Origin of the sequence: Janibacter hoylei PVAS-1 (assembly GCF_000297495.1) — a bacterium.
Classification (GTDB): Bacteria; Actinomycetota; Actinomycetes; order Actinomycetales; family Dermatophilaceae; genus Janibacter; species Janibacter hoylei.
Map to the genome: position 1 here is coordinate 1 of NZ_ALWX01000009.1, position 11,776 is coordinate 11,776.

Annotated in this window: 9 protein-coding genes and 1 pseudogene; 2 read left to right on the top strand and 8 right to left on the bottom strand. The window is 71.1% G+C overall.

Features of this window, described 5'->3' with window-relative positions; translation table 11 throughout:
• Both B277_RS02375 and B277_RS02380 read left to right on the top strand, forming a co-directional pair.
• On the top strand, positions 1-1,662 hold a 1,662-nt coding region (locus B277_RS02375), incomplete at its 5' end, for a DUF2339 domain-containing protein (RefSeq protein ID WP_007924755.1).
• Between the two features lie 47 nt (positions 1,663-1,709).
• Complete coding sequence (locus B277_RS02380) at positions 1,710-2,006, top strand: WXG100 family type VII secretion target (protein ID WP_007924757.1); 297 nt, start codon at positions 1,710-1,712, stop codon at positions 2,004-2,006.
• Positions 2,007-2,060: 54 nt separating this feature from the next.
• Here B277_RS02380 and B277_RS02385 read toward each other — a convergent pair whose 3' ends face one another.
• From B277_RS02385 to B277_RS02415, 8 genes and pseudogenes are all read right to left on the bottom strand, one after another.
• Entirely contained in the window at positions 2,061-4,595 is a 2,535-nt protein-coding gene (locus B277_RS02385) for an ABC transporter permease (protein ID WP_007924758.1), read from the bottom strand.
• Positions 4,595-5,335, bottom strand: a complete 741-nt coding sequence (locus tag B277_RS02390; protein WP_051987806.1) for an ABC transporter ATP-binding protein — start codon at positions 5,333-5,335, stop codon at positions 4,595-4,597. The genes B277_RS02385 and B277_RS02390 overlap by 1 nt, the downstream gene beginning before the upstream one ends.
• A 124-nt stretch (positions 5,336-5,459) precedes the next feature.
• Complete coding sequence (locus B277_RS18660; RefSeq protein WP_238539358.1) at positions 5,460-6,242, bottom strand: metallophosphoesterase family protein; 783 nt, start codon at positions 6,240-6,242, stop codon at positions 5,460-5,462.
• A gap of 109 nt (positions 6,243-6,351) precedes the next feature.
• Positions 6,352-7,113, bottom strand: a pseudogene (locus tag B277_RS20460) (DUF7800 domain-containing protein); the annotation flags it as partial.
• A gap of 53 nt (positions 7,114-7,166) precedes the next feature.
• Positions 7,167-7,910, bottom strand: a complete 744-nt coding sequence (locus B277_RS02400; RefSeq protein WP_007924765.1) for an SRPBCC family protein — start codon at positions 7,908-7,910, stop codon at positions 7,167-7,169.
• Between the two features lie 10 nt (positions 7,911-7,920).
• Positions 7,921-8,772, bottom strand: coding sequence for an FAD binding domain-containing protein (locus B277_RS02405; RefSeq protein WP_007924768.1), 852 nt, complete (start codon positions 8,770-8,772; stop codon positions 7,921-7,923).
• Positions 8,769-11,285: a xanthine dehydrogenase family protein molybdopterin-binding subunit gene (locus tag B277_RS02410; protein ID WP_007924770.1), complete on the bottom strand. Its 2,517-nt coding sequence runs from the start codon at positions 11,283-11,285 to the stop codon at positions 8,769-8,771. Before B277_RS02410 ends, B277_RS02405 begins: the two co-directional genes overlap by 4 nt.
• Positions 11,282-11,767: a (2Fe-2S)-binding protein gene (locus B277_RS02415; protein WP_007924772.1), complete on the bottom strand. Its 486-nt coding sequence runs from the start codon at positions 11,765-11,767 to the stop codon at positions 11,282-11,284. The genes B277_RS02410 and B277_RS02415 overlap by 4 nt, the downstream gene beginning before the upstream one ends.
• Between the last annotated feature and the right edge of the window lie 9 nt (positions 11,768-11,776).

Genomic DNA, 11,776 nt, shown 5'->3' on the forward strand with positions numbered 1-11,776 from the left:
ACCCCGCCACCGACCGCTCCCTCCGCGCCGCCCGCGGAGCCCCCGACCGCGGCCCTGCCGCCCACCGAGCCGTGGTGGCAGCGCGACGGCGTGGTCGCCAAGCTGCTCGCCGTCGTCGGCACCGGCATCACCCTCATCGGCGTCGCCTTCCTGCTCGCCCTCGCCATCCAGATGGGCTTCTTCGGCCCTCTCGCCCGCGTCATCAGCGGGGCGATCCTGGCCGCCGCACTCGTCAGCGCGGCCGTCCTCGTGCGGCGGCGACCCTCGGGCACCATCGGTGCCCTCGGACTGGCCGCCACCGGATTCGCCACCGCCTACCTCGACGTCCTCGCCGTGACCTACATCTACGCTTGGGTGCCCCTCGCGGTCGGGATGGCCCTCGCCGGCGCCATCGCCCTCGGCGGTGTCCTGCTCGCCCGGGCCTGGGAGAGCGAGCTGCTCGCCGTCGTCGCCGTCCTCGGGGTCGCGCTCATGGCTCCCTTCGTCGGCATCTCGCACGGTCTGCTCACCGGCGCCTTCCTCGTCGTCCTCGCCGCCGCCACGTGGCCGGCGCAGGTCGGGCGGAGCTGGTACGCCCTCGAGGTCTCACGGGTCGTGCCCGCGGCGCTCTTCCTCATGGTGCTCGCCGGATTCCACGAGCGGACCGGCATCGCCGCGACGCTCGCCGTCGTCCTCGCCGTGCTCCTCACCGCCACCGCGGCACTCGGGGCGACGGTGCGCCGGCTGCCCGAGCAGCTCGGCATCCTCCTACCGGTGGCGATCGCCCCGGCCGCCGTCGCCGCGCTCGCCGTCGACGACCGGTGGGGCGGAGCCGGGCTCTTCGTCGTCATCACCTGCCTGCTCGTCATCGTCGCCGTCCTCGCCGACCACGGCCCGCCGACACCGTGGTACCTGCGCCAGCCGGAGATCGCCCTGGTGACCGCCGGCGTCACCTCCCTCGGTGCCGCCCTGCGGGCGGGCGACGGGCAGGGGTGGACCCCCGTCATCGCCGTCGCGGTCGCGCTCGGCTGGGCCGTGGCTGCTCTCGTCCTGCGGCACCAGACCACGCTGGTCGTCGCCCTGGCCTTCGCCGCCTTGTCTCTCCTCGGCGGCATCACCCTCCTGCCCTACGTGCTCGGTCGAGGTCTGGCCGGCGACGTCGACGCCCAGCACCTCATCGCCGCGGGCGGCCTCCTCGTCCTCTACGCCGTGCTCGCCCGCGCGATCACGACGACGCTGCCGATGCTGGCGCCCGCCCTGCCCCGGGTCCTCGTCGCGCTCAGCCTCGCCTGGGCCGGAGGGGTCGTGGTCCTCGCCGGCGCCCTGCTCGGGCAGCTCCTCGACGACGCACGGGGCGGCTTCATGGGCGGCCAGGCCGGCGCGACCGTCATCTGGATGGGTGTCGCCGCCGTGCTCCTCCTGCGCGGGCTGCGCGGCTCGAGCATCGCGATCCCGGCGGGCCTGACCCTCGTCGCCGTGAGCGTCGCCAAGCTGCTGCTCTTCGACCTGTCCTTCCTCTCCGGCATCGCCCGGGTGCTGTGTTTCATCGTCGCCGGCCTGCTCCTGCTCGGCATGGGCGCCGGCTATGCGCAGGCCCTCGAGCGCACCCGCCGCGAGAAGCGTCCGCCGGCCGGTCCTGTGGAAAACCCGACGGCCGCCGGGCCACTTCCTCCTACGGTCTGAAGGACACCGGGCCACACGGGCCCGGCACCGGACGAAGGGGAACGAGCATGGCCACTTTCACCGTCGACACCGACCAGGTGGCGAGCAGCGCGAGCGATGTCGCCCGCATCTCGGAGGACGTCGAGACGACCGTCGCGAGCATGATGACGCGGCTGATCTCGCTCCAGAACGACTGGCAGGGTGACGCCTCGACGTCCTTCCAGGACCTCATCAACGACTGGCGTGCGACCCAGCGCACCGTCAAGGAGAGCCTCGACGAGATCGGTCGGGCATTGCACGACGCCGGCCGGACCTACGACACCTCGGAGACCTCGGTCAAGAGCTCGATGCAGCCGGGTCGCTGACGAGACGCGCAGGGGCGGTGACCGGGTGGTCACCGCCCCTGCGCCCTCCGCGGGTCACTCCGTGGAGATCGCCTCGAGCACGTCCATCCGCGAGGCCCGGCGTGCTGGGAGCAGCGCCGCCAGGACACCGATGACACCGGCGAGGCCGACGAAGACCGCCATCTGCCCCCACGGGATCGCCAGCTCGGTGATGCCGTCGTCGACGAGGGCCCGCTGGATCGCGACACCCGCGACGACACCGAGGACGATGCCGAGCAGCGCCCCGAGGAGCGCGATGGTCACCGACTCCAGGGTGATCATGCGCCGCAGCTGACGACGGGAGAGCCCGACCGCCCGCAGCAGCCCGACCTCACGGGTGCGCTCCATGACCGACAGGCCCAGGGTGTTGACGATGCCGAGCACCGCGATGACGATCGCCAGGCCGAGCAGGGCGTAGATGAGGTAGAGCAGCTGGTTGATGCTCGAGCGCTGCTCATCGGCGTAGCCCGCCTGGTCCTTGAGGGTGACGAGCGGCTGCCTGTCGGTGATCGCCTCGATGTCCGCCTCGACCGCTGCCCTGTCGGCGCCGCCGTCGACGAAGATGAAGGCCCAGTTGTCGGCCGCCGCACCGTTCATCGCGTCGACCGTCTCGACCGACATGAGCACGTCCGGCGAGCCGATCGTGCGCAGCTCGTCGTAGAAGCCGACGACCTCCAGGTCCTTGGTCTCGGACCCCATGGTCACGGTGACGGTGTCGCCGACCTTGCGGCCCCCTTCGTGCTTGGTCGACAGGACGACCGCGTCGGGGCCGATGTCCGCCGTGCCGGACGTCGTCTCGATCTGCTCGACGTCGCCGAAGGACGCCGGGTCGATCGCCGTGACGAAGAGTTGCCCGCCGTCGACCTGGGCGCTGCTGAAGCGCACCGGCGAGACCTCGCGCACCCCGTCGACCTCGGCGACCTGCTCGGCGATCTTCGACGAGAAGGGCTGCCCCACCGCATTGCTCAGGATGTAGTCGGCGCGGAAGGTCTCCTCGATCTGCTGGTCGACGCTCGCCGTGGTGCTCGAGGCGACGACACCCATGAGCGCGACGAGGGTCATGCCGATCATCAGCGCCGAGGCCGTCGCCGCGGTGCGCCCGGGGCTGCGCACGGAGTTTTGCTCCGCCATCCGCCCGACCGTTCCGAAGAGGCGCCGGTAGACCCACCCGAGCCCGGAGATCACCGGCCGACCGACGAAGGGGGCGAGGAAGGCCGTGCCGAGGACGAGACCGACGATGCCGCCACCGATCCACCACAGCTGCCGTGTGTCGGCGACGAAGAGCCCGTAGAGGAAGGCGAGGGCGCCGACGGCGAGCACGGCGACCTCGAGCCCGTGGCGGACCGGGTGGTGGCCGGTGCCGGAGTCGATCGAGTCCCGCATCGCCGCCACCGGTGGCACCGAGCCTGCCCGACGGGCCGGCACCCACGCAGCGAGCATCGTAACGACGATGCCGACCGCGTAGGCGGCGATGACGGTGCGCGGGGTGAAGACCAGGCCGCTGCCCGACAGGTCGAGACCGATCGTCGCGAAGAGCGCCTTGATGCCCAGCGCGAGGACGACCCCCAGGGCCAGGCCGAGGGTCGCGCCGACGACGCCGATGATGAAGGCCTCGAGCAGAACCCCCCGGACGATCTGCCGGCGCGAGGCACCGATGGCCCGCAGCAGCGCCAGCTCGCGGCCTCGCTGGGCGACGATGATGCTGAAGGTGTTGATGATGAGGAAGGAGCCGACGAAGAGGGCGATGCCGGCGAAGACCAGCAGGAAGGTCGTGATGAAGCCGAGCGCCTGCTGCACGTCGTTCTGGTTTTCCTCGGCGAGCCCCTCACCGGTCCACCCCTTGAAGCCCTCGGGTACGAGGGGCTCGACCTGCGAGAGCAGCTCGTCCTGGCTCACGCCGTCCTTGGCCGTCACCCACACGGAGGAGTAGTCGTCCTTGCCGTCCATGAAGTACTTCTGCATGGACTTCGTGTCGAAGACGACGACCGAGGCGCCGGCCATCCCCCCTTCGCCGAAGGTCAACGTGCCGACGAGCTCGGCCTCGATCTCGGGGGTGTCGCCGGTCGTCACGAGGGTGATGTCGTCGCCCACCTCGTAGCCGGCACGCTCGGCGGTCACGGTGTCGACCATGACCTCGCCCTCGCGCTCGGGGACGCGGCCGGCATCGGTGACGAGCGGCTCCTCGCCGAGCTGGTTGGGCGCGTCGGTGTAGTTGAAGGACAGCGCGGGCGCGCCCTGCCCGCCGACGACCTTGCCGTTCTTGCCGACGACGAAGACGCCCATGGCGTCGATCGACCCGTCGGCACGCTCGGCGCCGGGCAGCTGGCCAAGCTTCTCGACGTCGGCGGCGGACATCCGGCCGCCGCCCGTGCCGCCGTACTCGTCGGTCTGCTCCGGCTGGACGACGACGTCACCGACGGTGCCGTCCATGATCCCGTCGAAGGTCCGCGAGAGGGTGTCGGTGAAGATCAGCGAACCGGCGACGAAGGCCGTCCCGAGGACGATCGCCATCGCGCTCATCAGCAGGCGCGCCTTGCGCGCCAGCAGACTCTTGAAGGTGGCCCTGAGCATCAGTGGGCCCCGCCAGTCAGGGCGACCATCCGCTCGAGGACGCTCTCGCGGTCGGGCTCGTAGAGCTCGTCGACGATGCGACCGTCGGCGAGGAAGAGCACACGGTCGGTGTGACTCGCCGCCACCGGGTCGTGGGTGACCATGACGATCGTCTGGTCGAACTCGTCGACGCTGCGTCGCAGGAAGCCGAGCACCTCGGCGCCCGACGTCGAGTCGAGGTTGCCGGTGGGCTCGTCGGCGAAGATGATCGCCGGCTTCGACACGAGGGCCCGGGCGCAGGCGACCCTCTGCTGCTGGCCGCCCGAGAGCTCCGTGGGCCGGTGACCGAGCCGGTCACGCAGGCCGACCTTACCGATGACGAAGTCGAACCACAGGGGGTCGACCTTGCGCCCGGCGATCGCCAGGGGCAGGAGGATGTTTTCCTCGGCGGTCAGCGTGGGGATGAGGTTGAAGGCCTGGAAGATGAACCCGATCCGGTCGCGGCGCAGCCGGGTGAGGTCCTTTTCCTTGAGCCGGGTGATGTCGGTGTCCCCGATGAGGGCGCGGCCGCTGCTCGCGGCGTCGAGGCCGGCGAGGCAGTGCATGAGCGTGGACTTGCCGGAGCCGGAGGGCCCCATGATCGCGGTGAACTGCCCGGCACCGATGTCGAGGTCGATGCCGTCGAGGGCGGCGACGCTCGCCTCGCCCCTGCCGTAGACCTTGGTCAGGCCGTGCGTGCTCGCGGCCACCTGAGTGCTCATGCGCGTCTCCCCGTGCTGGATGTGGTGTCGCGCCAAATCTAGGTGCACCTCAGGCGCCGGGTCACTGGGGTTTACCCCCGACGGCCTCCTCGGGGGTGCACCCAGCCGCTGGCTGCAGGGAGCCTCAGACGGTGACCTCGGAGACGACCCGCAGCCGCGGCCGGTCGTCATCACCGTCGACGACGCCCGTGACCCAGCGCAGGGTGAGGTGCCCGTCGTGCACCTCGGCGACGGCGAGGTTGTTGTCGAACCATGGCCCCTGCGTGAGCTGCCACGGGTAGCGCAGCGGCGGGACCCCCTTCGTCCTGGCGGCGAGCCAGCGCATCGGGCGGACGAGCCCCTTGGCACTCTGCGACACGAGCATCCGGATCCCGCGCGGCATCGGGTTGCGGATCGGGCTGCACACCGCCTGGACGATCGAGCTGCGTGCGCCGTGCGCGTCACCGCCGGTCACCTCGGCGACGTAGGAGTGGTGGACGTCGCCGGAGAGGAAGGTGATCGTCGCGGGTGGGCGGCCGCGCTCGCCACGGGCGACCGACATGACGAGCTCGAAGACCTCGACGAAGCCGGAGCTGAAGGCACCCCAGTGCTCGAGGTCGACGGCCTGCCGGACCACCTCGGTGGCGCGACGGACCGGCCGTGACCGGCCCGGCCCGGCGAGGGCCTCGCTGATCGCCTCCGCGTCGTGCAGCCCCGGCGGCAGGAGGAAGGGGAGGGAGGTCCCGATGAAGAGGTGGTCCAGGTCGCCGGTCAGCTGCTCGCCGAGCCAGGCCAGCTCGTCGTCGTCGAGCATCGCGCGGCGCTCGGGCTCGAGGACCCGGGCGGCCCGTGAGTCGAGCATGACCAGTCGGGAGCCGCCGAGCGCCCGGGTGTAGCTCCAGCGGTAGCGCTCCGGGTGCCGGTCCACCTGCTCGGCCAGGGCACGAAGGGGGCCGGTCAGGTCGACCTCGCCGGGAGCGGCCCCCCTCGAGCCGACGCCAGATCTCGTCGCGTGCGAGCTCCTCGGGCGCGAGGTTGCCGATGTGCTGGTGGACCCAGTAGCTCGTCAGGCCGGCGACGAGCCGCTCGTGCCACCACGGGGTCTTGTTGATCTCCTCGTGCCAGGCCCACGAGGTGTTCCAGTCGTCGCGGATGTCGTGGTCGTCGAAGATCATCGCGCTCGGCACGACCGACAGGACCCACCGGATCGCCGGGTCGCTCCACGCGAGCTCGTAGAGGTGCGCGTACTCGGCGTAGTCCTTGATCTCCTCGCCCGGCGGCTCGTCGAGGCTGCGCCGCGAGGCGATGAAGTCACGCATCTGCGGGCTCGTCTCGTCGGCGTAGACCTGGTCACCGAGGAGGGCGAGGACGTCGGGTCGTGGGGACTCCCCCTTCGCCAGGGACAGGGCGAAGGTGCGCAGCGCGTCGACGCCGTGGCTCGCGTGGTGCTCCGCGTCGTGCGGGACGCTCGTGCGGCAGCTGCCGAAGGCGAGCAGCGTCGCACGCGTGTGGTCCAGCGTCGCGATGCTCGAGGACGGCAGGTCGGAGCCGGCCGGCGGCCACACCAGCTCGTCGTCGACGCTCACCGTGTAGTCGTAGGTGCGGCCGGGCTCGAGGTCGTCGAGCAGGACGAGGGCGTAGTGGTGGCCCTCCACGACGAAGCTCGCGGCGTGCCACGCGCGGCCGTCGGCCGCGACGGTCACCCGCGCGGGGGCGGCGGTCTCCACCCAGACGGAGGCGTCGTGCTCACCGACGAAGCGCAGGAGGGGACCGAGGACGAGCGGAGACGTGGCGGTCATCCGCTCATCGTCTCGCCCGTGGCTGTGAGTCGGCTGGCCGGGGGTGCGTCAGCTCACCCCTTGCGACGCCGCAGGGCGATGATCAGGAGGACGAGCGGGGCGAGCGCCGCGGCGATCTGGGGACCGTAAGCCCGCAGCAGCACCGGAAGGGCGGTCGCCCCGAGGTCGATCGCGTCATCGGACGAGCTCGCCGGGCGCGCGGCCGGCGAGGACTCGGCCGGTGAGCTCGCGGCGGGAGCCGCAGCGGATGCGGGAGCCGTAGCCCCCGGTGTCGTGGTCGACCGGGTCGGCGTCTGCGCCGGCGATGTGGCCTCCGCTTCCTCCTCACCCGTCGGCTCCGGGGTGGCCTCGGGGGCGGCGAAGCGGCCCGCCAGGCAGTCGACGAACTGCCCGAGGAGCTTGTCGGAGACGTCCTGCATCACGCCACGGCCGAACTGCGCGGGCTTGCCCGTGATGTTGAGGTCGGTGACCACGTCCACCTTGGTGCTCGCCGCACCCTCGGGGGCCATCGTCACGACGACGTCGGCGCCCGCGGTGCCGTTGCCCCGCTTGTCCTTGCCCTTGGCGGCGATACCCATCCGGTGAGCGGCCTCGTCCTTGTCGACGAAGTCGCCGCTCCCCTTGTACACGAGCGCGATCGGACCGAGCTTGACCTTGACCGTGCCCTCGAAGGAGTCGGCGTCGGCGTGGGTCACCTGGGCACCGGGGAAGCACCCGGCGACGGACTCGATGTCGTTGAGCGCGGCCCAGGTCTCGTCGATGCCGGCGGGAACGGTGAAACTGTGGGTCAGTTGCACGAGGGTCCTCTCATCCTGCGGCCGTGAGCACGGCACGCCTCGTCAGTACGGTGGCCAGGTGCCGGCGGTAGTCGGCATCGCCGTTGAGGTCCGACGGCGGCTCGGTGCCCTCGCCGGCCAGGTCGCAGGCCGCCCGCACGCCCTCGGCCGTCGGCTGGTTCCCGACGAGCGCGGCCTCGACTGCGCTGGCTCGGACCGGGGTCGCGCCCATGTTGGTCAGGCCGACCCGTGCCTCGGCGATCGCGCCACCCTCGATCCGCACCTGCGCGGCGACCGCGACGATGGGCCACTGGTGGGCGACCCGCACGAACTTCTCGTAGTGCGAGCCCCACCCGTCGTAGGTGGGCACCCTGACGGCGGTGAGCAGCTCGTCCTCGCCGACCGCGGTCTCGAAGAGGCCATGGAAGAAGTCGGCCGCGGGGACGACCCGCTGGCCTGACGCTCCGGTGATGACGAGCTCGGCGTCCATGGCGAGCACAGGTGCCCCGCAGTCGCCCGCGGGGTCGGCGTGGACCAAGGCCCCACCGAGAGTGCCCCGGTGCCGGATCTGCGGGTCGGCGACCTCGCTGATCGCCTGGTGCAGGAGTCGACAGCGTCCACTCACCCGATCGTCGGCGAGGATCTCGTGGTACGGCGTCATGGCCCCGATGGTGAGCGCCCGACCGTCGTCGCTGATGCCGCGCAGCTCGGGGATCCGACCGATGTCGATGATCATCTCGGGGGCGTTGAGCCGCATCCGCAGGACCGGGAGCAGGGACTGCCCGCCGGCGAGCACCTTGGCGTCGTCGCCATGCTCGCCGAGCAGCCCGAGCGCCTCCTCCACCGACGTCGGTGCCGCGTAGTCGAACTTCGCCGGGATCATCGGACCTCTCCTTCCGTGCTCATCGCCGGTCCCGTGGGTCCGTCGGCGCCCGCCATCCGGTCGGTCTGCCCCTGGTCACCAGTCGCCTCGTCGAAGTGGGGCGCCGCGGCCCCGGTCGTGTCCTCGCCACCGGACCCCGACCGGATCGCCTGCCACACCCGCTCGGGGGTGCACGGCATCTGCACGTCGTCGACGCCGAAGATGCGCAGCGCGTCGACGACGCCGTTGACGATGCAGGGGGTCGAGGCGATCGTTCCCGCCTCACCCACTCCCTTGGTCCCGAGCGTGTTGCCCGTCGCCGCCGTCGTGGTGGTCGCGGTGTCGAAGCTGATGGTGTCGGCCGCGGTCGGGACGAGGTAGTCGACGAAACTGCCGCTCACGAGCGTGCCGGAGTCGTCGTAGACGGCCTCCTCCCACAGCGCCTGCGAGATGCCCTGGACGAGTCCGCCGTGGATCTGTCCCTCGACGATGAGCGGATTGATCACCTGTCCGACATCGTCGACGCAGGTGTACTTGCGCAGCCTGACCTCCCCGGTCTCGGTATCGATCTCGATGGCGCTCAGGTGGGTGCCGTGCGGGTAGTTGAAGTTCACCGGGTCAAAGGTGGCCTCCGCGTCGACGCCCGGTTCGATGTCGTCCGGGTAGTCGTGCGAGGCGAAGGCCGCGGCCGCGATGTCGGTGATCCCCACGGACTGGTCCGTGCCCGCGACACCGAAGCGACCGGCCGTGAACTCGAGATCGTCGGGGTTGGCCTCGAGCAGGTGCGCCGCGTAGCGCCGCGCCTTGTCGATGACCTTGTCCGCGGCACGGACCACGGCCTCGCCGCCGACGACGAGCGAGCGCGAGCCGTAGGTGTCGAGTCCCTTGTGCGAGATCTGGGTGTCGCCGTGCAGGATCTCGACGTCCTCGAAGGGGACACCCAGCCGGTCGGCGACGATCTGGCTGAAGGCCGTCTCGTGCCCCTGACCGTGCGGGCTCACGCCGACGACGACCTCGACCTTGCCCGTCGCGAGCATGCGCACGCTCGCGTGCTCCCAGCCACCCGCGCCGTAGTCGAGGCTGCCGAGGACACGGCTGGGCGCGAGACCGCACATCTCGGTGAAGGTCGAGATGCCGATCCCCAGTTGCACGGGGTCCTTGGACTCGCGCCGACGACGCTGCTCCTCGCGCAGCTCGTCGTAGCCGAACATCTGCTTGGCCAGGTCCGTGGCGGCCTCGTAGTTGCCGGAGTCGTACTCGAGTCCGGCAACGGAGGTGAAGGGGAACTCCTCGTGGGTGATCCAGTTGCGCTCGCGCACCACGAGCGGGTCCTCACCGAGCTCGTGTGCCAGCTCGTCCATGATCCGCTCGATGCCGAAGGTGGCCTCGGGGCGACCAGCACCCCGGTAGGCATCGGTCCAGGCCTTGTTGGTGAGGACCGACTGCATCGAGAAGTGGTAGGCCGGGAACTTGTAGATGGCGTTGAACATGAAGGCGCCCAGGACGGGAACGCCGCCGCCGATGAGGGCGACGTAGGAGCCGAGGTCCGCGAGCAGGTCGACCTTGAGCCCGGTGACCTTGCCCTGCTTGTCGGCGGCGAGCGTCAGCCGCTGCCACTGGTCACGGCCGTGGTGGGCCGCCATGAGCGACTCCGAGCGGGTCTCGGTGTACTTGACGGGCCGGCCCAGCTGGCGGGCCACCCACCAGGCCAGCCACTCCTCCGGCGTCACCTGCAGCTTGCCGCCGAAGCCGCCGCCGACGTCCGGGGCGATGACCCGGATCTTCGACTCCGGGACGCCGGTCGTGGCCGCGAGCGCGAAGCGCACGATGTGCGGGATCTGGGTCGCCGTCCACATCGTCAGCTGCTCGCCGGTCGGGTCGACGACGACGGAGCGCGGCTCCATGAAGGCGGGGATGAGTCGCTGCTGGCGGTACTCGCGCTCGATGACGATGCCGTCCTGGCGTGCGGTGGCAATGGCCTTCTCGACGTCACCCCCGGTGCCGGCCTCGGCGGAGTCGAAGGTCCACAGGGCCGACTTGTTGGTGCCGAGGTCGGGATGCGCGAGGACGGTGTCCTCCGCCGCCTCCTTGAGGTCGAGGGCGGCGGGCAGCTCCTCGTAGTCCACGTCGATCAGCTCAGCGGCGTCGCGCGCCTCCGCGGCGCTGCGGGCGACGACGAGGGCGACGATCTCCCCGGCGAAGGTCACCCGGTCGGCCGGCATCGGCGGGTGCACCGGAGTCACCTGATCCGGACTGACCGGCCACGCGTTGATGAGGACGCCGACCGATTCGTCGAGGTCGGCGCCGGAGTAGACGGCGACGACATTGGTCGCGCTGGCCGCCTCGCTCGTGTCGACCGACGTGATCCGGGCGTGCGCGAAGGGGCTGCGGACCATCGCCATGTGCAGCATGCCCGGCAGCACGATGTTGTCGGTCCAGCGGGTGCGACCGGTGATGAGCCGCTGGTCCTCCTTGCGACGGCGGTCGCGGCCGATCTCGGTGGTGGCGGGCCGCTCGGTGACCTCCGCGGTCATGACGCACCCCCAGCGGCACCGGCCGAGGCACTCGCCGCAGTCTGCACCGCGCGGACGATGTTGTGGTAGCCGGTGCACCGGCAGAGGTTGCCCTCGAGCCCCAGGCGGATCTCCTCCTCCGAGGGATCGGGGTTGTCGCGCAGCAGGTCGGCGGACTGCATGATCATGCCGGGGGTGCAGTAGCCGCACTGGAGGGCATGGCACTCGTGGAAGGCCGCCTGCACCGGATGCAGCTCGCCATCCGTGGCCATGCCTTCGATGGTCGTCACCTCGCAGCCATCTGCCTGGACGGCGAGGACGTTGCAGGACTTCACGCTCCTGCCGTCGAGGTGGACGGTGCACGCTCCGCAGTTGGAGGTGTCGCACCCCACCACCGTGCCGGTCTTGCCGAGGGTCTCGCGCAGGTAGTGCACGAGCAGCATCCGGGGTTCGACGTCGTCCGCGACGCGGGCGCCGTCGACGACAAGCTCGATCTTGGTCATGGGGCGCTC